General features: G+C 46.0%; 19 protein-coding genes. All 19 read right to left on the reverse strand.

Annotated features, from left to right (window positions below; genetic code table 11):
* Positions 1–29: 29 nt before the first annotated feature.
* Positions 30–1,313, reverse strand: coding sequence for a UDP-N-acetylglucosamine 1-carboxyvinyltransferase (gene murA, locus AC1VYS_RS19775; protein WP_482911116.1), 1,284 nt, complete (start codon positions 1,311–1,313; stop codon positions 30–32).
* Between the two features lie 62 nt (positions 1,314–1,375).
* The gene (locus AC1VYS_RS19780) at positions 1,376–1,561 is read right to left on the reverse strand and encodes a hypothetical protein (protein WP_482911117.1); all 186 of its coding nucleotides are present in this window, start codon (positions 1,559–1,561) and stop codon (positions 1,376–1,378) included.
* Positions 1,562–1,726: 165 nt separating this feature from the next.
* Positions 1,727–2,836 carry an undecaprenyldiphospho-muramoylpentapeptide beta-N-acetylglucosaminyltransferase gene (gene murG / locus AC1VYS_RS19785; RefSeq protein WP_482911118.1) on the reverse strand — a complete coding sequence of 370 codons (1,110 nt, stop codon included), beginning with the start codon at positions 2,834–2,836 and terminating at the stop codon, positions 1,727–1,729.
* Positions 2,837–2,844: 8 nt separating this feature from the next.
* On the reverse strand, positions 2,845–3,942 hold the full coding sequence (spoVE, locus tag AC1VYS_RS19790) for a stage V sporulation protein E (protein ID WP_482911119.1): 1,098 nt from the start codon (positions 3,940–3,942) through the stop codon (positions 2,845–2,847).
* Between the two features lie 48 nt (positions 3,943–3,990).
* On the reverse strand, positions 3,991–5,412 hold the full coding sequence (murD, locus tag AC1VYS_RS19795; protein ID WP_482911120.1) for a UDP-N-acetylmuramoyl-L-alanine--D-glutamate ligase: 1,422 nt from the start codon (positions 5,410–5,412) through the stop codon (positions 3,991–3,993).
* A 3-nt stretch (positions 5,413–5,415) separates the two neighbouring features.
* Entirely contained in the window at positions 5,416–6,384 is a 969-nt protein-coding gene (gene mraY, locus AC1VYS_RS19800) for a phospho-N-acetylmuramoyl-pentapeptide-transferase (protein WP_482911121.1), read from the reverse strand.
* A gap of 21 nt (positions 6,385–6,405) precedes the next feature.
* Positions 6,406–7,809 (reverse strand): UDP-N-acetylmuramoyl-tripeptide--D-alanyl-D-alanine ligase, encoded by a 1,404-nt coding sequence (locus tag AC1VYS_RS19805; protein WP_482915068.1) that lies wholly within the window; start codon positions 7,807–7,809, stop codon positions 6,406–6,408.
* Positions 7,809–9,296: a UDP-N-acetylmuramoyl-L-alanyl-D-glutamate--2,6-diaminopimelate ligase gene (locus tag AC1VYS_RS19810; protein WP_482911122.1), complete on the reverse strand. Its 1,488-nt coding sequence runs from the start codon at positions 9,294–9,296 to the stop codon at positions 7,809–7,811. Before AC1VYS_RS19810 ends, AC1VYS_RS19805 begins: the two co-directional genes overlap by 1 nt.
* Positions 9,297–9,470: 174 nt before the next feature.
* Positions 9,471–11,429: a stage V sporulation protein D gene (locus tag AC1VYS_RS19815; protein WP_482911123.1), complete on the reverse strand. Its 1,959-nt coding sequence runs from the start codon at positions 11,427–11,429 to the stop codon at positions 9,471–9,473.
* Positions 11,430–11,521: 92 nt separating this feature from the next.
* Positions 11,522–13,870, reverse strand: coding sequence for a penicillin-binding transpeptidase domain-containing protein (locus AC1VYS_RS19820; protein ID WP_482911124.1), 2,349 nt, complete (start codon positions 13,868–13,870; stop codon positions 11,522–11,524).
* 12 nt (positions 13,871–13,882) lie between these two features.
* Positions 13,883–14,308 carry a hypothetical protein gene (locus tag AC1VYS_RS19825; RefSeq protein WP_482911125.1) on the reverse strand — a complete coding sequence of 142 codons (426 nt, stop codon included), beginning with the start codon at positions 14,306–14,308 and terminating at the stop codon, positions 13,883–13,885.
* Between the two features lie 26 nt (positions 14,309–14,334).
* Positions 14,335–15,285, reverse strand: a complete 951-nt coding sequence (gene rsmH / locus AC1VYS_RS19830) for a 16S rRNA (cytosine(1402)-N(4))-methyltransferase RsmH (protein WP_482911126.1) — start codon at positions 15,283–15,285, stop codon at positions 14,335–14,337.
* Between the two features lie 18 nt (positions 15,286–15,303).
* The gene (gene mraZ, locus AC1VYS_RS19835; RefSeq protein ID WP_482915069.1) at positions 15,304–15,741 is read right to left on the reverse strand and encodes a division/cell wall cluster transcriptional repressor MraZ; all 438 of its coding nucleotides are present in this window, start codon (positions 15,739–15,741) and stop codon (positions 15,304–15,306) included.
* A gap of 275 nt (positions 15,742–16,016) precedes the next feature.
* Complete coding sequence (locus AC1VYS_RS19840) at positions 16,017–17,282, reverse strand: adenosylhomocysteinase (protein WP_482911127.1); 1,266 nt, start codon at positions 17,280–17,282, stop codon at positions 16,017–16,019.
* A 57-nt stretch (positions 17,283–17,339) separates the two neighbouring features.
* Entirely contained in the window at positions 17,340–18,971 is a 1,632-nt protein-coding gene (bshC, locus tag AC1VYS_RS19845) for a bacillithiol biosynthesis cysteine-adding enzyme BshC (RefSeq protein ID WP_482911128.1), read from the reverse strand.
* 155 nt (positions 18,972–19,126) lie between these two features.
* On the reverse strand, positions 19,127–20,896 hold the full coding sequence (locus AC1VYS_RS19850) for an ABC transporter ATP-binding protein (protein ID WP_482911129.1): 1,770 nt from the start codon (positions 20,894–20,896) through the stop codon (positions 19,127–19,129).
* Positions 20,897–20,913: 17 nt separating this feature from the next.
* A complete protein-coding gene (locus AC1VYS_RS19855; RefSeq protein ID WP_482915070.1) occupies positions 20,914–21,795 on the reverse strand; it encodes an ABC transporter permease in 882 nt (293 codons plus the stop codon).
* 47 nt (positions 21,796–21,842) lie between these two features.
* The gene (locus tag AC1VYS_RS19860) at positions 21,843–22,775 is read right to left on the reverse strand and encodes an ABC transporter permease (protein ID WP_482911130.1); all 933 of its coding nucleotides are present in this window, start codon (positions 22,773–22,775) and stop codon (positions 21,843–21,845) included.
* Between the two features lie 190 nt (positions 22,776–22,965).
* The gene (locus AC1VYS_RS19865) at positions 22,966–24,666 is read right to left on the reverse strand and encodes a peptide ABC transporter substrate-binding protein (RefSeq protein WP_482911131.1); all 1,701 of its coding nucleotides are present in this window, start codon (positions 24,664–24,666) and stop codon (positions 22,966–22,968) included.
* Positions 24,667–24,792: the final 126 nt, after the last annotated feature.

Consider the following 24,792-nt stretch of genomic DNA (forward strand, 5'->3'; position numbering starts at 1 on the left):
CCTCTTCCAAGAAGGGGACGCCAAGGACGTTAATTGGCAAAATCCAACTGTTTCGAAACAGTTGACTGTCTCTCCACCGAGGCTCCAAGACTCTGGAATAACTTTTCGATCTGATCATATCCCCTGTCAATGTGGTGCACTTGCTCCACAACAGTCTTACCTTGAGCCGCCAGACCTGCAATAACCAAAGCTGCACCTGCACGAAGATCTGTAGCCTCCACAGTAGCACCATATAATCTTGGAACACCGCGGATAAAAGCTGCGTTCAGATCAACAGAAATATCTGCTCCCATAACATTTAGTTCGTCCACATGTTTAAACCGGCCTTCAAACACGGTCTCCTTCATCACACTGAATCCATCTGCCAAACTGAGCAGCACCATGAGTTGTGATTGCAGATCCGTTGGAAACGAAGGATATGGAGAAGTCACGATACGGTCTACTGATTTTGGGCGGGTCATACAACTCACAGTCATTATATCATTGCAGACTGTGATTTGAACACCAGTGCGCTTTAACACATGTATAAGCGAAGTAAGATGTGCCGGATTGCAGTGTGTAAGCGTAACATTGCCTTTCGTTGCAGCAGCAGCAATCATGACGGTTCCAGCGACAATCCGATCCGGTATGATTTCATAGGTGCAGGGTTGCAACTTCTCAACACCATTTATCGTGATTGTATTGGTGCCAGCCCCCATGATTCGTGCACCCATCGCGTTCAGAAAATGCTGCAAATCCTGAATCTCCGGCTCCCTCGCTGCATTGAAAATGGTAGTTGTACCCTCTGCCAGCACAGCAGCCATCATAATGTTTTCGGTTGCTCCAACACTAGGAAAGTCCAGATGGATATCCGCCCCAGTCAGATTGGCTCCATGGCATATCATCTGCTGATCCCGTTCTTCAATCTGTGCTCCAAGTGCTTCGAGCCCCCGGAGATGAAGATCGATTTTGCGTTCTCCGATTGCACAGCCTCCCGGCTGATATACGGATACTTTCCCAAACCTTGCGAGCAACGGCCCCATCAGAAAAATGGAAGAGCGCATTTGCTTCATCAGGTCTTCTGGCACATCATGTGACCGGACCAAAGACGTATTGATCGTCACTGTTCCCTGCTCATGCCTACACGTGCATCCAAGCCGTTCCAGGATATACAGCATTACTTCGATGTCCAGCAAGTGTGGAACGTTGTGCAGCGTAATTTCTCCGTCTGCGAGCAAACTTGCGGCCATGATCGGTAAAGCGGCATTTTTTGCTCCATGGATGCGTATGGATCCTGATAGGGGTCGCCCACCTTCAATCACCAATTTGTCCAATGTATCACCTCCGGGGTTTACGCTCACCCACTGCGAAGACATACGGTATCAGGTCAATACCGTCATGAGATGACATATGCTACGATTAGACTGTGTAAGGGTGAAGACGTCCTCTGCTGTCGCTTGGCCTGTGTGAACAATGAAAAGTGGTACATCCACTGTTCCAGTACAATCTCAGCGAATTGAAATATCCGTGACACATCCGATCCATGAGAACCTGCAATCCATCCCTCGGTTTTACCGCCCATGACTAGAGAGGCCGCCAGGCAGGCTTCCGATCTTCCCCCTGGTGAATCTACTCCGATATGATGCTGTGCTGCGGTATCATGGAACGATTGTCACGATTTATACGGTATCTTATGTCAGTCCCGTCTGGTGTGTGACAATCGCCCATAAACATGCGTTAACTCTCACTAACGTCCCGCAACAAGACGCTTGATTTCGTTTACGAGCACTTCTGCTGCATCCGGTTTCCCTAATTTTCGAGAAGCCTCTGCCATCCGTTTACGTCCCGATTCGTCATTCATAATGCCTGCAATCGCTTCATACAGCCCTTTGCCTGTAAGATCTCTCTCCAGCATTGTGAGTGAAGCTCCTCCCTTTTCAAGGGTACGCGCGTTGGCTTCCTGATGATTGTTGGTTACGTTTGGTGACGGAATCAGAATCGACGGGATCCCCAGCGACGTAATCTCCGCCAAGAACGAAGCTCCGGCGCGATTGACAATCAGAGAGGTGCAGGCGAGCACTTCAGGCATGTTATGTACATAAGGAAGTACATGAAGATGATTGGGCATCGTTCCCAAAGAACTGCGGATCGATTCACGTGTTTCATCGAAATAGGTTTCACCTGTAACGTAAACCACATGGACATCATCCAGCTGCTCCAACATCGGTGCCATCTCGATCATCGCCTGATTGATTGCTTTGGCTCCCCGGCTTCCCCCAACGACAAGCACCACTCGGCTATCCATCGGAACGCCTAGCGTGGCAAACCCACGATTCCGACTAGCTTGAGCTACCGTTGTTGCTCTCGGGTTCCCAGTATAGATGACCTTTTTAGCACCAGAAAATGATTTTTCAGAGCCTTCGAAACTGACAGCAACCGTATCTACATAACGCATGAGAAACTTGTTCGTCAGACCTGGAATCGCATTTTGTTCATGAATCACACTTGGGATTCCCAGCTTCGCAGCTGCATACACTACAGGGCCGCAGACATACCCGCCTGTACCGATGACAACATCCGGCTTGAATTCCTTTAGCATTTTTTTGGACTTGCGTACGCCCTGAACGAAGCGCATGATGGTCTTTACATTTTCAAAAGATAACTTACGCCTGAAACCTGTAATGTCAATCGATTTAAAAGGAATATCTTCCTGAGGAACGAGTTTACTTTCCAGTCCTCGGGTTCCACCAATGTATAAAAACGTCGAGTCGGGATTCTCCGCCTCGCATTGTCTTGCTATGGCAACGGCCGGATAGATATGTCCTCCTGTACCGCCGCCGCTAAGAACGACTCGCATCGTATAAGTCACCTCGCATAACGGGATAAATTCAATAGTATGCCTAGTGCTGTAAGCATAAGCGTCAGAGACGAACCGCCATAGCTGATTAGCGGCAGCGTAATACCCGTGACAGGCATCAGTCCAATAACTACACCGATATTAATAATGACCTGCACAGCAACCATGCCGATAATCCCCACAGCTAACAGACTGCCAAAGGCATCTGGAACCGTCATCGCTACACGCATGCCTCTCCACACCAGCACCAGAAATAATAATAAAACAATCATTCCACCAATGAAACCAAGCTCTTCCGCCAAGATACTAAAAATAAAGTCTGTCTGCGGCTCAGGTACATAACTGTACTTTTGCCTGCTCATTCCCAGCCCCAGACCAGCCAGTCCACCCGGACCGATGGCGTAGAGAGACTGAATGATCTGATAACCTGCCCCGAGCGGATCAGACCAAGGATCCAGAAACGCCGTGATTCGCTGCAAGCGATAAGGTGCTGCTGCAATCAATGCTGCAAATCCCGCAACTCCTCCGAGCGCAAGCAGAGCCAAATGTTTCATGCGTGCACCCGCTGTGAAAATAATGAGCATGGAAGCTCCCATCATTACGGTGCCTGTACCTAGATCAGGCTGCAACATAATTATGCCGAAAGCAAGCCCCATCAGGCCGAGCGGAGGCAATAGACCCGTTGTAAAGGTTTTAATCTTGCCGGGTTCTTTGCTTAGCCAGTGAGCTAAAAACAAAATCATACCCAGTTTCATGAACTCGGAAGGCTGGATACCGAAAGAACCAATCCCCAGCCAGCTGCGTGCACCTCCGCGAACAACACCGATTCCTGGAATTAACACCGCAATAAGCATAATAAAACAGACAATTAAAGTCGGTTTGGCATACTTTCGCCATACTCTGTAGTCTACATTAGCGGTTACAAACATGGCTGCAAGGCCAAGTACGGCGAATAAAATCTGTCTTTTCACAAAATAAAATGAATCGCCATAGTTGCGAAACGCAAGCACCGAGCCTGCGCTATACACCATAATGATGCCGATGGCAAGCAAAGCCATAATACAAATCAGGAGCCAAATATCCGGCGCCGGTCGCGTCTGTTTCATCAGGAGGCCACCCCTTGCATGGAAGTAGGGGCTTTTCCACCCCCCTACTTACAAGTTATGCGCCGCCTCTTTAAAAATGCGTCCCCGTTCTTCATAGGAGGCAAACATGTCCCAACTTGCACACGCAGGGGATAACAAAACAACATCCCCCGGTTCAGCCAGACTTGCTGCTTCCTGAACGGCAACCGTCAACGTACGGGCAGCGTCCTCCTCATTATCGACGACCTTAATATGCTTTAGTCCAGCAAGCTCTGCGACGTTAGCTATTTTAGCCCGGTTTTCACCAAGGACTACCAGCGCTTTGACTCGTTCCTCGAATACCGGCAGCAGTTCCATCATATCCGAACCCCGGTCCAGTCCGCCAGCAATCAGCACGACAGGTTCCTTGAAGGAATTCAACGCCATTACTGTTGCTTTTGAATTCGTTGCTTTCGAATTGTTGTAGTACACAGAACCATTGTGCTCCAGAACATACTCCAGTCGATGTTCAACCCCTTTAAAATCGGCGAGCGGTGCAGCCAGCATGGACGGGTCAGCGCCAGCTGCAATGGCAATAGCTACCGCAGCTAACGCATTGCCCACATTAAAGCGTCCAGGAATGCCAATGTCTTCTACATCGATAATCATCTGTCGATGGCCGTTGCCATCCGCGTAGATCACCTGACGTTTCACATCATCCTCTTCCCCGTCGACATAAGGCGGATCTGCATACACGCCTGCATCCAGCTTCTCTGTCAATGAGAACGGAATTAATCTCGCCTTCATGTAAGGAACGAGTTCACGGCATACCGCATCGTCCCAATTGAGAACGGCAACGTCATCTGGCTGCTGATTGGCAAACAGCTTTGCTTTGGAAGCTACATAATCCTCCATACCCCCATGATAATCCAGATGGGTTTCTGCCACGTTAAGCAGTGCAGCAATACGCGGACGAAACTCGACCGTGCCTTTGAGCTGGAAGCTACTTAGCTCGACGACCATCCAGTTGTCGGGTGTTGCCTGCTCTGCCGCTTCGCACAGAGGTGTTCCAATATTACCAGCAACAATCGGATTCAAACCGGTTTGCTCTAGCATATTTCCTACCCATGTTGTCGTCGTCGTTTTACCGTTAGAACCGGTAATGCCAATCATAGGTGCCGCGCAGAGGTGATACGCAACCTCTACCTCAGTCACCACTTCAATGCCTAACTCAATAGCTTGCTGCACAGGAGCAGCATGATAAGGAATGCCAGGGTTTTTAACGACCAGTTTCACATCGCTATGAATCAGATCATCCGGATGGCCTCCGCATACAACAGAAATTCCCAAAGCCTCCAATTCGGAAGCTTCGGGACACTGTTCCCTGTCTTTTTTATCATTTACGATAACGGCAGCCCCGGCACGATGAAGTACCTTGGCTACCTGTACGCCGCTCTTGGCAAGCCCAAGCACAACAACTTGTTGTCCGCGATATGTTTCTGGATGGTTCATAATTTACAACCCCTTGTTGAGATAAAGTCCAAGAGCGGCCAAAATGGCACCTACCGCCCAAAAGGTGATAACAACCCGCCATTCAGACCAGCCACTAAGCTCAAAGTGATGGTGAATCGGGCTCATTTTGAACACACGTTTACCACGGGTTTTGAAGGATACAACTTGAATCACAACGGACAGGACTTCGATGACAAAAATACCGCCGATGACGAGGAAAAGTAGCTCTGTCTTCGTCACGATGGCAATTGCACCGATGGCTCCACCAATGCCTAGCGACCCGGTATCACCCATAAATACTTTAGCCGGGTGAGCATTGTAGACCAGAAATCCGAGAACAGCTCCAATCATGGCAGCCGCACTTACGGCAGCTGGCATCGACGTTGCTTGCATCGCTACAATAGCAAACGCACCAAAAGCAATCGCACTAACACCAGAAAGAAGACCATCTAGTCCATCCGTGAAATTAACCGCATTAGTAATGGCCAGCATCATAAACACAACAAACGGATAATAGAACCATCCCGTCCAGTCAAATGAAACCGAAGTTCCCGGAATGGAAATCGCGGTGCTGTGTCCGTTTTGAATAAGCAAATAACACATGAGGGCACTGAAAAACAGCTGTCCCAGCATTTTTTGTCTAGCTGTTAGTCCAAGCGAACGTTTGAATACAATTTTGATATAGTCATCTAAAAAACCAATAAGACCAAATCCCAGTGTTGCGACAAGCAGCACATAAAAGTCTGTGTTTTTGACAGCTGAGAATTTGAGAAATGCCAGCGTGAACGCTAGTAAAATAACAACTCCGCCCATCGTGGGTGTTCCGCTTTTTTTCAAATGGCTCTGAGGCCCGTCTTCCCTGACCTGTTGTCCAAACTTCATCCGTCGCAAAAGCGGAATCAGCAGCGGTGCGGCGATCACCGCCAAAATAAATGAAACACCGATTGTTAACAGTAATACCTGAAAATCCATGGGTTCACCCCTCTAGTCTACTCAATTGTGTAATGATGCTGTCTGTAATGCTTGAGCCACATCCTCCAATTTCATGCCTCGTGAAGCTTTAAACAAGACAACATCTTTCGGATGTAGATTTCCCAATAAATAGCGGGTCAAATCTTCTTTATTCTCAAAAGCATACACAGCTTCAGCGGCCATATGCTTTTTCGCTCCCTCGGCAATGTGCATGGATAATGGTCCATATACCAGCACTCTGTCCAACTTATCAGGGGTAATATACGTACCAATGTCATGATGAAGCTGTTGCTCCTCAGGGCCTAACTCCAGCATATCCCCTAGTACAGCCACTTTCATCCGATATCCTTTTAACCCTTCTAACACATCGATCGCAGCCTTCATAGAAGTCGGGCTTGCATTATATGCATCATTCAGAAGAGTCAGTCCGCTGACCGCCTGTGTAACCTCAATACGCATACCAGTCAATTTCAACTTTGATAAGCCTGCCGCCATATGTTCAGGTGTAACCCCAAAATGACGCGCTACAGCCATGGCAGCCAGACAGTTAATTACATTGTGCGTACCCAGTAGCGGGAGTGTATAGGCTTTGTCTCCGGACTGATTGGTTGTAAACACCATTCCATTCTGCGCGTTCATCATCCCTGTTGGAAAATCGTCATTATCCCTTTGCAGCCCAAACGTAAACCGTTTCATGCCTTCAGGTTGTTTGGTTGCGGACTCTTCGAGCACTTTAGCAATTAAAGGCTCGTCTCCGTTGTATATGAATAATCCGCCAGCTTTCATTCCAGCCGCAATTTCAGCCTTAGCTCTAGCAATTTCAAGTCTTGAGCCAAGCTGAAGCAAATGTGATTCACCAATGTTGGTAATGACTGCAACATCCGGCTGAGCGATGACAGAGAGATCATGGATCTCACCACGACCACTCATGCCCATCTCCAAAATGATAATTTCCGTATCTGGAGTCATGCTCAATACGGTTAATGGCAGACCGATATGATTGTTGAAATTGCCTTGCGTTTTATGCACTTTAAATGTGGTTGAGAGAAGCGCGTCCACAATATCCTTTGTCGTTGTTTTACCGTTACTACCTGTAATGCCAACGACAGATGCCTTGTTCTGTGCAAGATATGCCGATGCAAGCGTCTGTAATGCAACCAGTGTATCGTCCACCAAAATAACCGCTCCCTGCGGTGGGACGCCATGATTCTTTTGCCACATTGCACCCGCAGCACCTTGCTCCAGACAAGCTTGCACGAACTCATGTCCATCAAAACGTTCACCCACCAAGGGGATAAACAAACTTCCTGCCACTGGTTTACGTGAATCGGTAAATACCCCTTCGATTACAACTTCACTATAAACCACAGCGTCATTTAATGTACCGCCACACATGTCGGCGATTTGCGCCAATGTTCGTTTTATCAATTGGATTTGCCCCTTATCGCTTCTTTGGCTATGATCCGGTCATCGAAATCCGTCTTGGTTGTGCCGATAATTTGATAAGTCTCGTGACCTTTGCCCGCAATCAATACTACATCGGCTGGGCTTGCCATTTCAATAGCCTCATAAATCGCCTGACGCCGATCCACGGTCATCGTGTAACGTTCGGATGGAACAGACTCTTCCACCAGACCTTGCTCAATGTCTTTCAAAATCAAATCTGGATTTTCAGTCCGCGGGTTGTCGGAAGTCACTAATACAAAGTCACTATACTTCGCAGCAATTTTCCCCATCAACGGTCGTTTCGTCCGATCCCTGTCTCCGCCGCAACCAAATACACAGATGACACGACCTTCAGCAAACTCTTTGACGGTGCGAAGCACATTCTCCAGTCCATCCGGTGTATGGGCATAATCCACGATAACAGCGAATGCCTGACCTTCATTGACGGCTTCCACTCTGCCATCCACGCCTGGTACTGTTTCCAGACTACGCTTGATTTCTTCTAGTGGGATTCCTTCCACGAGTGTTGCCGAGATGGCTGCCATCGCATTGTATACATTGAACTTGCCTACCATTCGCAGCTCGATATCCGTGCTGCCAGCAAACGTATCCACATGGAAAGAGGTTCCCTGAGCTGTGATTGAAATTGAAGACGCACGGACATCCGCGTTTTCTCCCATGCCATATGTAATAACCTCAGCAGCCGTTACGGAAATAAAATAATCCGCAGCCGGGTCGTCCGCATTGATCACTGCGTACTTCCGCTCAGAAGCATCTGCCGCATAACCGTTACCGAGACGAGCAAAGAATAATCCCTTAGCTCCGCGATATTCCTCCATGGAATGGTGGTAATCCAGATGATCTTGCGTTAAGTTTGTGAATACTGCCGTACGGAAATCCGTGCCTTTTACCCGGCCTTGTTCCAGTGCGTGTGACGAAACCTCCATCACACAGCAGTCCGTATCGGACTGAACCATATCATGCAGACTGCGTTGTAAATCAAGTGCCTCAGGCGTTGTTCCCGACATCGGATAAGTGCGTCCATCATAACGCATCTGAATCGTGCCAATAAGCCCGGTTTTTTGACCGTAATCGCTCATGATTTTTTCAATCAAATAGGTCGTTGTTGTTTTGCCGTTGGTTCCCGTTACACCGATCATTTTCATCTTGTGGCTTGGGGAGTCAAAAAAGAAGTCAGACAGAACTGCCATCGCAAAGCGACTGTCTTTTACAATCAGCTGTGGCACAGGCAAGTCAAGCTGCCGCTCTACAACGAGAGCTGCTGCTCCGCCCTGTACTGCTTTACCTGCATAATCATGTCCATCCACCGTATGCCCCGGAAGACAGATAAACAGATCACCCGGTTTAACCTGCCGGGAATCTGTCTGAAGGTTGTGACATTCTGTATGGGGGTCGCCCACGAGACGGGCGGTAATCAACTTGGATTCAAACTGTTTTAAAAGCACATGAATAACCTCACTTTTCCCAATATACTTCTGTATCAACAGATTTCTATACTAATAATATCGACCATATCACCAAATAATGAAACGCGGTCTATTAAATTTTGTTGCGGTAGGAGACTGAATCTCCGCTTAATCCTTTATTGTATCCTTAATTAAAACCCTATCTGAAAGCCTTCATTCGTGTTTCGTGTGATCATGTCCATCTTCATCTTTCAGTACATCGCCCATATAGATCCGTATGGTTGAGCCCTGATCCACCCTTGCTCCCGGTTTGGGCGCTTGATTAATCACATATTTGCCACTGCCAGACTTCGCCAGCATAAAATTCATGTTGAGATCCTCGTAAAGATCTTCCACCGTAGCTCCGGTAAGATCAGGAACCGTCACAATTTTGGTTTCACCATATTTATACTCTTTGGCAAGCTGATCCTTGCGCACCGGTACTTTCATGTAATGCAACGAATCTTCCAGAATGTTCTGTACAATTGGAGCGGCAACAACGCCGCCAAACTGAATGCCTTTGGGATTGTCTACAGCTGTGTATACCACGATTTGCGGATCATCAGCCGGTGCAAAACCGATAAAAGATACAATATGCTCAGAAGAAGAATAACGTCCGTTGATGACCTTTTGGGCTGTACCTGTTTTACCTCCAACCCGGTAACCATCGATAAATGCTGGACGTCCTGTTCCTTTGGCAACAACGCTTTCGAGTGCTTCTCGTACTTGTTTGGACGTTTCCTCCGAGATGACTTGTCGAACCAGTTCAGGTTCCACTTCTTCCAACACCTCTCCGGTTTCGGGATGCACCCATGCTTTCGTAACATAAGGTTTGTAGAGCTTGCCACCGTTAATAGCAGCCGATACCGCCGCAACTTGTTGAATAGGGGTTACGGATACACCTTGACCAAAAGCCGTTGTAGCAAGTTCAACGGGACCTACGTTGGCTAATTTAAAAAGAATACCACTTGCCTCTCCACTAAGATCGATTCCCGTTTTTGAACCGAAACCGAAGTTTTTAATGTAGGAGAACAACGATTCTTTGCCAAGCTTCTGTCCCAAAGCAACAAATCCAGGGTTACAGGAATTCTCCACCACCTGAAGGAATGTTTGGCTTCCATGTCCACCTTTTTTCCAACAGCGCAAGCGTGCTCCGCCGACTTCTACAAATCCGGGATCAAAAAATTGATCCTGCTGCAGATTTACCTTCTTTTCTTGCAACGCAGCAGCCAGTGTAATGATTTTGAAGGTTGAACCCGGTTCATACGTCATCCAGATGGGTAGGTTGCGGTTATAAATCTCAGAAGGGTACTGCTGGTAATCCGCCGGTTCGTAGCCCGGTCTGCTGGACATGCCCAGAATTTCTCCGGTTTTGGGATTCATCGCAATGGCTAGAGCAGAATTGGCTTGAAACTTAACCATAGCTTGGTCTAGCTCCCGTTCCATAATAGACTGAATGGATTTATCGATGGTCAGTTTAAGATTTAGCCCGTCCTTCGGTTCCACATACTTCTCAGATGAGCCCGGCATGAGCCTTCCGGCCGCATCGGACAAGTAGGACACGCTGCCATTCAAACCATTCAGCTTATCGTCATATCTTTTTTCAACACCTGTTAGTCCCTGATTATCAATCCCTGTAAATCCGAGAATATGAGCAGCAAGATCATCATACGGATAAAAACGTTTATTATCCTCAGCAACAACGATACCCGGAAGCTTCAAATCACGGATGCGCTGTGCTTTCTCCATCGTAATTTTGCGGCCACCGGGCTGTAGTCGTACGATCAATTCTCGTTTCTTGATGGTTGCCAGCACTGTCTTTTCCGTCATACCTAGCAACGGTGCCAACGCCTTGGCCGTTGTCTCCGCTTCTTTGACTTGAGCTGGGATCGCCATGATCGTAGGTGTTGTCACGTTATAGGCTAGAGATGTTCCGTTTCGATCCAGAATCTCTCCCCTTTTGGCCGTGTACGGAATGTTACGACGCCAGGATTCTTCCGCTTTGGCCGATAACTCCGGCCCTTTCCCCAACTGTACATAAGCAAGCCTGATGACCAAGGCCGAAAATAACATAACCAGAATGAATAAACTCCATAACAATCTGCGACGCAGATTTACACTTGATCCCTTCACGAAAAGATCCCCCCACTCGTCCCAAAATCATGAACTGTCTCCTTCATGAATATTCAGGACAACCGGGGGTTAGAACAAGCTGTCTATGAAGCTTATGGTAGAGAGGCCCCTTCAGTCGCTGGTTCACCAGATGTTTCACTTTGACTCGCCTGCTTGTTGGACTGACTCTGATTGGGAGTCTTTCCTGACGGATCATTCCCAGCCGCTTTATCCTCATCACCTGTTTGCGCACCCTTGTCTTGGCTTTTCGCATTTGGATCAGAAGAATCTGGTGCTTCATCAGCAATACCGGTGACCGCTGCCTTCGCTGTCTGTAAGGTTAGCTGCACCATTCGTTGCTCGCCTGATACCTGCTCCTTCTGTTTCACAACGTAACCCTCACCTTTTATAGTTACGCCTACTTTCATCAGCGATAGGACTTCTAATGCATCTCGGAGAGACTCACCCGTGAGATCAGGAATTTTCATCTTACTGCTCTCTTCTGTCAGCAGATATACCCGTTGGCCAGGATTCATCGAGGAACCCGCTTCTGGATACTGACGAATTACATTTTCACCCTGACCAAGGGTGACATAAGCGATACCCGAGTTGAGAAGCTGACTTCTAGCCTGTTTGGCTGTTTTACCGCTAAGGTCTGGAGCTTTGGCCTGCACAACAACTGTTTCTTTTGATTTCTTGTTTGTCGATTTGGCCGTGTCTTTTGGGATGCCCATATATTGCAGCGTTTGGCTTACAACCTTTTTGAATACCGGAGCCGCTGCAGTCCCTCCCCCAATGTTAGTTCCATCCGGCTGGTCAATTACAATTAACATAGCAATCTTTGGATTGTTGACCGGTGCAAATCCAATAAACGAAACGACGTCTTTATTTTTGCTATATTGACCGTTGATAACTTTTCGAGCTGTTCCTGTCTTGCCTGCAACCCGGTATCCTTCGATATAGGCATTACGTCCTGTACCGATCGTCTGATCTGCTACCACCTGCTCCAAATACCCGCTAACAAGCTTGGCAGAATCTTGCGAAATCACTTGACGGATCACTTTCGGTTTGACCACTTCTGTTGAACCGTCATTCGGATTAATAATCTCCTTCACGAGATGAGGCTGAAGCAATTTGCCTCCATTAGCAATGGCTGAGATCGCAGATAATTGCTGGATTGGCGTCACCTGTACGAGACCATGGCCATATGCAGCGGTAGCAATCTCTGATTTGTATACCAGGGGTTTGATTGGCGAAGCCGCTTCACTAGGCAGGTCAATGCCCGTTTTTTTACCAAAACCGAACTGATCGATATAGTGACGTAGCCGCTCTCCCCCGAGCATGCTGTACCCCAGATTAACAAAAGCAATATTACTGGAGCGTTTGACACCTTCAAGGTACGAGATTCTCCCATACGTATGTCCGTTATCACTAATCGGGAAACCGCCGATGTAAATACGCTTGGACTCAAACGTAGCGTTCGGATCAAACAATTTTTCCTCCACGGCTCCTGCAAGCGTCACAATTTTGAACGTAGAACCTGGTTCGTAGATCGACTGTGTTGCATGGTTGATGAAGTTTTTCTGATCCGGCGTGCTCGCATACGTATTCGGATTAAAGGTTGGCCAGTTTGCCATCCCCAGAATCTCCATCGTGTTTGGGTCAGCCGCAATGACGGTCATACTCAGAGGGTTATATTTCGCAACCGTCTCTTTCATTGCACTCTCAATATAAAACTGGATGGTATCATCAATCGTCAGCTTTAGGTTTTTACCGTTTTTCGGCGGCAGGTAGTTATCCTGTGAGTTTGGAAGTTTGACGCCCTTGGCATCCTTCTGGTAGTTCAAAAAACCGTCTGTACCTGTCAACACATCATCATATGAGACTTCGAGCCCATTGACAGCTTTGCCGTCACGACTCATATAACCCAGCACATGAGAGGCCAGCGACTCTTCCGGATAAAAACGTTTGGACTCTTGGGTCATGACGATAGCATTGCCTGCCTTATATTGTTCCTGTAGCTCTTCACGTAGTGCTTTGACTTTTTCCGCAAGCTCAGGACTAATCTTGTACCCTTCGCTACGCACTTCACGTTGTTGGAAAAACCCACCCTCACTTTTCTTCGCTGTGACGAGAGCACGCATCTCACTCTCATTTTTCTTGAGCAGTGCCGATAGCTTCTTCGTCACTTCGTCCTCAATCCCCAACTGATTGATCAGGAGCGGGTTAACCGAAACGGTATAAGCCGGGGAATCCGTAGCAAGCACATTCCCATTTCGATCTGTAATCGTTCCGCGAGCAGCCTTAATCGTCTGTTCTCTTTCGATAAGACCAGCCGCGCGTTCTTGCCATGTGCTGCCATTGACCACCTGAATAAAAAATATACGGGTTACGAGTACAAGAAAAAAGAGGGTAATGAATCCCCCTATTAGCAATGTACGCATTTTTATTCTTTTTACCATCGAAACACCTCTTTACTTACTACTGGTCGTATTCGAGGATGATTCAGTACCTTTGGATGTATTCGTTGTTGAGCGTGGTACAAAAATAACATCCTTACCGGAAGCCTCAACGTATCCCAGCCTTTTTGCATTTTCGATAACCTGATTGTTCAATGTTTCTCTCTCCACCTGCAAATCGGCAATGGCCTTCTCAGCCTTTTTAGTTTTCACAATTGTAGACTGTGCCTGTTTGTTCAGTTCATAAATATGAGCGTAACGAGACATCAGCGCGCCACCAACAATAATGACTGCAAAGAGTGTGATCAGGTATAAAAACTTTTCGCGAGCCGGCAGACCCGTGCGACGTGTCACGACTTTGGTTGTTTCCTTGTACCTCTGCTGCGTTACACGTTCCTGGGCTTTTTCTTTGACCGCTAGATTGCCGCGTGTATATGCCATTCGAGGGCTCCTCCTCCACTTTTGTTCTACAATTTCTCAGCTACACGCAGCTTAGCTGATCGTGCACGAGAGTTCTCGGTCAGTTCCGCTTCTGTTGGAATCAGCGGTTTTCGGTTGACGAGACGTAAAGTCCCTTTCCCACCACATACACATAACGGAAAGTCAGGTGGACATGTACATTTTTCAAGATAGCTGCTGAAGATCTGTTTACATATCCGGTCCTCAAGGGAGTGGAAGGTAATAACAGATACGCGCCCCCCTGGCGCTAAACAACGAACAGCCTGATGAAGTCCTTCCTCAAAAGCACCCAGTTCATCATTTACAGCAATACGCAGCGCCTGAAAACTTCTCTTCGCAGGATGTCCACCGGTACGGCGGGCTGCTGCAGGGATACCTTCTTTGATCAATTCCACAAGTTCGCCTGTCGTTTCGATCTCAGACTGACTACGTTTTTCCACAATGACACGAGCAATCCGTTTGGAGAACTTCTCTTCACCGTAGCGATAGAGAATCCGAGCAATCTCTGCTTCCGGCCACTCATTCACAATCTCTTTGGCTGTTAAAAGCGCATCCTGATCCATACGCATATCTAAAGGTGCATCGTGATTGTAACTGAACCCACGTTCTCCTTCGTCGAACTGTGGTGATGAAACACCCAGGTCATACAGAATCCCATCGACCTGTGGTATACCATCCTTCATAGGAACATCAAGATCTTTGAGAACTTGTTCCAAATCCCTAAAATTGGTTTTCACCAATGTAACCTGGTTTTCATAGGCAGCGAGCTTCTCGCGTGCATTATCCAAAGCCCAATCATCCTGATCAAGTGCGATCAGACGTCCCCCCGGACCTAGCTTGGATGCAATCACGGAACTGTGTCCCGCCCCTCCCAAAGTGCAGTCCACGTATATACCGTCCTGCTTGATGTTTAGTCCCTCGGTTGCCTCTTCTTTGAGTACGGTGATGTGGTGAAACAACCTGCACCCCTCCTTACTTTATAAGTCAAAATTAAAATCGACCAGCTTTTCGGCGATGTCGTTGAATGCTTCTTCGGATTGATTGAAATAACTTTCCCATATGCCTTTGCTCCAAATCTCCACCCGGTTCGACACGCCAAGAACAACGCAGTCCTTGTCCAGTTTGGCATACTCTCTCAAGTTGCCCGGCAGATTTACCCTGCCCTGTTTATCCAGTTCACATTCAGTTGCACCCGAGAAAAAAAATCGAGTAAATGCACGTGCATCGGATTTCATCAGCGGCAGTGCTTTGAGCTTCTGTTCCATGACCCCCCACTCCTCCATGGGGTACACGAAAAGACACTGATCCAAACCTCGTGTGACAACGAAAGAGGCTCCAAGAGATTCGCGGAATTTAGCCGGAATAATGACCCGGCCTTTATCATCAATGCTATGTTGAAACTCGCCCATAAACATTGTCTCGCTCACTCCTCACCCATTTCCCCCACTTTGCCCCACTTTCCACCACCTAAGCATAATAGATTCGGTTAAAAAAATCAAAACCCTTCTTGACATTTCTACTTTTTTATTTGATTCCACCCAAAAAAACGTCTCTGATCCTGTCATTCAGGATCAGAGACGTTTCCCGGTTACGGGTGATCGTATGTGCACCCGTACATGAGCCATATCATCAATACACCATTTTACTTCTTTCGAAACAGTTTATCAGCTTGTAATTATTGGATGAAACTTTAGAATTTCCAACTATCGAGATACTTTACTTGCTCAGCGGACAGAGAATCAATGGCAATATTCAGACTCTCGAGCTTGTAACTCGCCACTTGCTGGTCAATTTCGTAGGGAACATTAACTACGTTTTTACCAAGAGATTCATAGTGTTCACTCACATAACGCAGACCAAGTGCTTGAAGAGCAAACGTAGTGTCCATAATCTCGGCTGGATGTCCGTCAGCAGCTCCCAGATTTACCAAGCGACCTTCCGCAAGAAGATACATTTTACGTCCATCTTTGAAACGATATTCCTCAATATTGCGACGAACCGTACGAATTGATTCGGAGCGTTTGGCAAGCTCCGGTTTGTTGACCTCAACGTCGAAGTGACCTGCATTACTAAGAATAGCTCCATCTTTCATAACATCGTAATGTTCACCAGTAATAACGTCCTTATTGCCAGTTACCGCAATAAAGAAATCACCCAACTTTGCTGCTTCCAGCATCGTCATAACCCGGAATCCATCCATATGTGCTTCCACGGCTTTGATCGGGTCAATTTCAGTTACAATAACGTTGGCGCCCAAACCTTTTGCCCGCATGGCCACACCCTTACCGCACCAGCCATACCCGGCAACTACGACATTTTTCCCGGCAACTACCAGGTTCGTTGTCCGAATGATACCATCAAAAGCGGATTGTCCTGTACCGTAACGGTTATCAAACAGGTATTTGCAATATGCGTCATTTACCGCAACCATCGGGAATTTCAGTTGCCCTTCTTTCGCCAATGCTTTCAAACGAATAATGCCTGTTGTCGTTTCTTCTGCACCTCCGCGAATCGTAGCCGCAAGGTCAGGACGTTCAGAAGCAATAATTGTAGCGAAATCTCCGCCATCATCGATGATCAAATCAGGTTTTACTTCAAGAGCGCGAAGCTGCAGTGCTTTGAACTCGGCTGGCTCTGGATTATATTTAGCATAAACCGTGACACCATCTTCTACCAAAGCAGCACATACATCATCTTGAGTGGACAACGGGTTACTGTGCGTAATTGTCACTTCAGCTCCACCAGCCTGAATGACTTTTGCCAGATATGCTGTCTTAGCTTCCAGGTGAAGACAAATCGATACTTTCAGACCTTTAAAAGGCTGATCCTGCTCAAATTGACGACGAATCCGGTTTAACACCGGCATATGTGCTTCGACCCAATCAATTTTCAAATGGCCTTCAGAAGCAAGTCCCATGTCTTTAACGATGCTGTTTTGCAGTGCAGATGTGCTCACTTTATCTCCCCCTCGAATGTGTTTCTTCTATTATAAAGATCCATATCATCTAGATACTCACATCGGTATAACCTTGTGTTGACCGTGGAATTCAGCAGATGCTTTAATCAATTCCTGAACCCAGTCGCTTCCATAACGATTCAGGTAAAAGAGAGCATTATGTACTCGCTCCTGCGGTTTGCCCATCGGGAACAGAGCATTCTGAATACCGTTCCAATGCCTTAAAGTTACTTGATGTTTATCTTCAATCGCCTTACGAGTCTGATTCTCTAAATATTGAATCTGCTCGTTCATTTTTGCTAAATTGGCTTCACCGATCCGGTTCAACCCAGGATGCACCTCTGCAACCTGATCCAGCAACGGACGATAGAGCGTTATAAACTGCTCACGGATCTGTGTGAACTGCTCATCGACCTGAAATGTTTCCTGCTGAGCTAGCCACTGTGCCTTCTTTTCTTCCAAATCATACTGTACATCCTGGAAAGAAAGTCCGTATTGCTTCATATGTTTATGCTGCACTTCTTCCAATATGGTAAAGGAAAGACGCGGCAGTAATATCGGCATCTGCAATCCAAATGTACGGAAGGCTTCGCGTGTAAGACCCCAATAAGCAATTTCACCCTGTCCTAAAATTACAGCCGCTACAGGCAGCAATGAATCTTGCATCAATGGCCGAGTAAGTACATTATTACTGAAACGTTCAGGATGATCTTCCAGCTCTTGCAACAATCGTTCCTCTGTAAAAGACACCAACCCTTTTCGATCTTGATACAAGTGATCTTTCAGCGTTAACAGCAAACGAGTGCCTTCATGAATATAAAAGAGATTGGCCCCATCTTCTGCCACTTCTGCCGGCATGGCGTAACCTGCTTGTTCCACAAGTGTTGCTCCTTGCAAATAAGCTGTACGTAACGAATTGCTCTTCCGAATCATACGCTCGAATACAGGCTTTTCTAACTTACGTAAATCCGGGTCAGCAGCATCCATAAGTATCAGACCAGTGTCTGCAAACAAAGTGGATATCATTCGGGCAAACGCATCACTCAAATTTGTACTGGAATGATGAATTTCCGTAATCACCTTCATTAAACCTGGTTTATGGATGGTATCTGGCAATAACTGCTCTACTTGCTCCAGTACCGCCTTCCACTGTTCCCATTTCACTTCCACCTGACTTACCGAATCTCTTCCCGTAAAATGACCTTGAAGTTTAATTTTATGGATATCACCTTGAGAATCAGGCAAAAATGTATGATTTACCTCGTCCCAATCATGATCCTCACCTGCAATCCAGAATACAGGAATCACAGGTCGGTTCAGTTGGTGTTCTGCTTCGCGAGCGGCAGCAACCACACTGGCTGCTTTGTATATAACGAACAATGGTCCGGTGAGCAAGCCGCTCTGTTGTCCTCCGGTAACGACCAATGCATCCTCTTCAACAAGTCGGTTAATTGAATCATGAACCTTGTCATGATCATTCACTCGCTTATTATATAAACGTAAATACGTCGCCAATTCATGACGGTCAACACGTGTATGCTCCGATTGCTTCAGCCATTCAGCACGCGCATGGAGGCTGTTTTCCCAGCGAATGTCATATTCATAAAGGCTTCGCGCAGCATCTGCCGTACAGATATAATCCTCTGCAAGCTTTGATCCGCTGCGGAGCGCCTCGGTAATCCCTTTCATGAGGTCTGCCTCCTATTCTGCTTCAAAAGAGCCTTCCTTGATTGTACCGAATTCAGTGGCTCTTCGTCAAAGCAAAGTCACAAATAATATAAAAAAACCGCCGATTTAAATCGGCGGTTATGATGTAAATAATAGCATATTCGTTTTTGAAACGATTATACGTAAGGTTCTGCAACCCAGTGTCCTTTGGAAACTTCAATCAATTGAGCATTTTCCAAATTATATGGATCGTTTTTAGAACCGCCAGAACCATTTTGAGTTGGACCAGATTGTTCATCCGGCAACAAAATACGGCGTTTATTTGCTTCTACTTCCGGATCTGGAACAGGGATGGCAGAAAGCAACGTTTTAGTGTAAGGGTGAATTGGGTTGGCATATAACTCTTCGCTCTCAGCCAATTCTACCACTTTACCCATATACATAACAGCGACACGGTCACTGATATGTTTAACCATGGACAAGTCATGGGCGATAAAGAGATACGTCAATCCAAGTCGCTGCTGCAACTCTTCAAGCAATTTAACGACCTGAGCTTGAATGGATACATCCAGTGCAGAAAGCGGCTCATCACAAATGATAAATTTAGGGTCAACGGCAAGTGCACGTGCAATCCCGATCCGCTGTCTTTGTCCACCAGAGAATTCATGCGGATAACGCAAAGCATGACTTGGGTTAAGACCAACGAGATCCAGTAGCTCTTCTACCCGTCTCTTACGCTCTTTGGAGCTTGTTGCCAGACCGTGAATATCCAGAGACTCACCGATGATATCCATAACGTTAAAACGCGGATTCAGCGAGGCATATGGATCTTGGAAAATCATCTGCATGTCTTTACGCATTTCTTTCATCTTGCGTGGAGACAATTTGTAAATATCTGTACCATTGAAGTTCACACTTCCGCCCGTCGGCTCGTAAAGGCGCAGAATGGTACGTCCAGTTGTCGATTTACCACAACCTGACTCACCTACTACGCCAAGTGTTTCTCCTTCAAAGATGTCAAAGCTCACGTCGTTTACAGCTTTGAGGATGTTACCTTTACCGAGGTTAAAGTATTGTTTCAGGTTTTTCACTTGAACCAAAGGTTTGTTGCTTCCTTTAACAATACCCGCAGGTGCTGGTTTTTCCTTTTTCGGCTCGTCCAGACGCGGAAGAGCGTTTAGCAATTTAATCGTATATGGATGCTGCGGATTGCTGAAGATCTCAGCTGTTGTTCCGGTTTCGACAACTTCGCCTTCCTTCATGACAACCACACGGTCACACATGCCGGCTACAACGCCAAGGTCATGGGTAATCAACATTATAGACGTTCCAAGCTTTTTCTGCATGTCTTTCATGACATCGAGAATTTGAGCTTGAATGGTAACGTCGAGTGCTGTTGTTGGCTCATCCGCGATCAGCAATGACGGACGGCAAGCAAGTGCAATCGCAATCATCGCACGCTGACGCATACCACCCGAAAATTGGTGTGGATAATGATTCATGCGAATTGCTGCATTTTTGATACCTACAAGTTCAAGCATCTCAAGAGCAGCTTTATTCGCTGCTTTCTTGGACATATTTTGATGTTTACGCAATACTTCCGTTATCTGTTTACCAATTTTAATCGTAGGATTCAATGAAGTCATTGGATCTTGGAAGATCATACCGATATCTTTACCACGAATGGATTCCATTTGTTTATCTGTTTTATTCAGCAAATCCTGTCCGTGAAACGTAATATCTCCGCTCTTAACCTTCGAAGGCGGGGAAGGGATCAATTTCATGATCGTCTGGGCGGTAACACTCTTACCACTACCGGATTCACCTACGATCCCTAGCGTTTCTCCTTTGCCAATTTCGAAACTCACATTTTTAACGGCATCAAATTCACCCGAGCGCGTCGTAAACGATACGCTTAAGTCTTTGACTGTTAAAATCGGCTCCATAATCCCACCTCCTCTTTCTATTTACGTAATTTCGGATCAAGTGCGTCACGCAGTCCATCACCGAGCAAATTAAATGCAAGCATTGTTACAACCATCAAACCAGCCGGGAACCACATCCGCCATGGATACAGCGTCCATCCTGTAAGTGCGTCGTTGATCATCGATCCCAGAGAAGATCTTGGTGCAGATACACCTAAACCGAGGAAGCTTAGGAAAGCCTCAGCAAAGATCGCATTTGGAATAGACAATGTCAAAGTAACGATAATCGGCCCAACTGCGTTTGGCAACAAGTGGCGGAACAATTGACGTCCAGTACTTGCACCCATCGATCTTGCAGCAAGGATAAAGTCTCTATTCTTGAGTTGCATAATCTCACCACGTACAATCCAGGACATACTGATCCAGCCTGTAATGGTGAGGGCAATAATAATCGTTGTAAGACTTGGCTCCAATACAACCAGCAACAGGATAACAACCAGCATGTAAGGCAAAGAGTACAAAATCTCGGAGAACTTATTCATAACTCCGTCAACTCGTCCACCATAGTAACCCATGATCGCACCATAGATAACCCCGATCACAAGGTCAATCAACGCCGCAGCCAGACCTACCGTCAAGGATACACGCGCGCCGACCCATGTTCTTACCCACACATCACGACCCAGATCATCCGTACCGAACCAGTGTTCCGCACTGGGAGCAGCGTTCGAATTAAGCAAGTCATTAGAATAATAATTGTACTTCGTAAACAAAGAAGTTGGTCCAAGTGTAGCAAATAGTACAACAAGTACCAGCACACTAAGGCTAATCATTGCAGCTTTATTCGTCGCCAATCTATACATTGCATCTCTAAAAAGGGAAATACTTTCTTGTGGCTTCACCGCTGCCTGACTGTTCAGGTCAGTGTTCGGTGTTCCATTATTGTTATTATTCGTGCCAGACAACGTTATGCCCCCTTCCGGCTTTCCAGCTTAATTCTAGGATCAACCAATACGTATACGATATCTGTAAGAAAACGTGCAAACATCAAGAGAATACCGTAGAAAATAGTAATCCCCATAATCATGGTGTAGTCACGGTTTGTGATACTTTCCACAAACACTTTACCGATTCCGCCAATGTTAAAGATTTGCTCAATAACAACAGAACCTGTGATAATGTTAGCGGTCATTGGACCTACATACGTAACAACTGGCAAAATACCGTTCCGTACAACGTGCTTAAACATGATGGCAGGCCATTTCAACCCTTTAGCTTTAGCGGTTTTAATGTAGTCTGCATGTAGAACTTCCAGCATGCTTGAACGCGTTAGACGTGCGATAAAAGCGATTGGTGATGCAGATAGAGCTACAACCGGAAGCACATAGTCAAGTGGACCGTCGAAGCCCATAACGTTGAACCATCCCAGTTTGGATGCAAACACAAACTGCACTAAGGACGCCAGCAAGAAACTTGGTACAGCAATTCCGATAACAGCAAGAACCATCGTGACATCATCAATCAGTTTACGGTGATACACGGCTGCAAGTAGTCCAAGCAACACCCCTACGATGATGGAAATAATGATTGCAAAGATACCAATCTTCAAAGATGCCGAAAATGTTTTTATAATCATTTCTGTGACACCTTGATTAAGGTAGTTCATCGAAACCCCAAAGTCGCCTTTGACAATATCTCCGATGTATTTGAAGTATTGCACATACATCGGCTTGTCCAGACCGTATTTCACTTCAAGCAAGGCCCGAATCTCAGGTGATACTCTTTTTTCCGATGTAAAAGGGTCACCAGGAATGGCTTTCATCAGGAAGAAAGTCATCGATGCGAGTATGAAAAGCGATAGCAGCATAAATAGCAGTTTTTTCAAAACGTACTTAACCAACCCTTGCACACCTCCACAAACAATATTTTGTATACAAATCGATTGTAGAATCAGACTGCAATAAAGTCCAATCCATTTATCGGAAATTTCAAGAATTATAAGGAAAATCAGTGCACATACAAAAAAATCGGGATATATATGGAATTCCACATATATATCCCGAAGTAATCATATTAGACTTCAGAACAACTTACTTCTCTTCCAGATATGCGCGAGTGAAGTCAATCGCTCCACTGAAATCAAGTTGTACGCCTTTCAGGTAAGGCTTAGTCAAAGATACGTTAGTGTAGTAGTAAATTGGCATTACGCCCATTTCATCTTGAATCAGAACTTTTTCTGCGTCAGCAAAAGCAGCCATACGTTTAGCTACATCTGTTGTTTTTACAGTATCTTCGAGGTCTTTATCATACTGTGCATTGCTGAATTTAGAGTCGTTGTTTGTGTTTCCAGTTTTCCACATTTCCAAGAAGTTGAACGGATCGTTGTAGTCCGCAGACCAGCCCGCACGAGCGACTTGGAAGTTTTGTTTTTGACGGTTATCCAAGAATACTTTCCACTCTTGGTTTTCTGTTTTCACATCAACACCAAGGTTCTTTTTCCACATATCAGCAATAGCCAAAGCGATTTTCGCGTGACCGTCACTTGTGTTGTAGATCAAAGTGATTGCAGGCAAAGTAGTGTAACCCTCTTCTTGCATACCTTCAGCAAGCAACTTTTTAGCTTCATCTACATTTTCAGTGAAGTAATCATCTTTGTGTTCCGTACGGAATTCTTCTTTTTCACCACGGATACCTGGAGGTACAAAACCGAATGCTGGAATTTGTCCACCTTGTGTTACTTTATCAACGATCAATTGACGTTGAATGGACATTGCAAATGCTTTACGGATTTTAGCGTTGTTGAACGGTGCTTCATTTACGTTAAACTGGTAGTAATACGTACTTGCAATACCAGTTGCTTTAAACTCGTTTGGCAGTTCAGCTTTCAAAGAAGGAATTTGGTCAGACGGGATCTCACCGTTAGGTGCACCTGTGTAGTCCAATTGTCCTGATTTGTAAGCTTGCAGTTCAGAAGCACTGCTGTTTGTCAAAGACATATTGATTTCAGACAATTTAATGTCAGACGCTGCATGGTAACCTTCGTTTTTCTTCACTACAATTTTTTGACCTTTAGCGTATTGATCCATTACAAATGGTCCGTTAACGATCATGTTTTTGTAGTCTGAGAAGAATTTATCATTCGTGTCAGCAGACTTGTGTACTGGATAGTACGTATAGAATGCTGTCAAACCCAAGAAGTAAGGAGTTGGGTTTTCCAATGTTACTTCAAGCGTGTGCTCATCAGTAGCTTTTACACCCACTTGGGAGAAATCAGTGATTTTAGTGCCTTTGAAATTTTTATCTTTGCTCATGTTAAAACCTTCAGCACCCTTGATGTAGTACAATTGGTACGCATAAGGAGAAGCTGTTTCCGGTTTCAAAGCACGTTCCCAAGAACGAACGAAATCTTCAGCTGTTACAGGATCACCATTGCTCCATTTTGCATCTGGGTTCAGGTTGAATACATATTTCAAACCATCTTCAGAGATTTTCCAGTCTTTAGCAACACCAGCAGCTTCTTTGCCGTTTTCATCGATGCGTACAAGACCTTCATACAAGAATTTCAAAACTGTGTTAGTTTGGCTGTCTTTGGCTTGAGCCGGGTCAAACGTAGGAGGTTCAGCTGACAAGTTAATTTTCAGAACTTGATCTTTGGCAAGACCCTTTTCTCCGCTTGCAGAATTGTTATCTGTTGTGGTACCTGTGCCTTCATTTTTCGATCCGCACGCTGCAAGTACGGTACCGAACGCCAAGATCAGCGTCAAAAGGACTAATAGACTTTTCCTTTTCATCTAACTTTTCCCCCTAAATTTATGTGGTTTATGTTTATAGATTATACAACCACCGGTCAAAAAAATCTACATTACTTTTTCAGAAAGTAATGTTTTTTTCAGTTTTCGACAAAATCGCCACATCTT

The sequence above is a fragment of the Paenibacillus sp. G34 genome, from assembly GCF_056856875.1.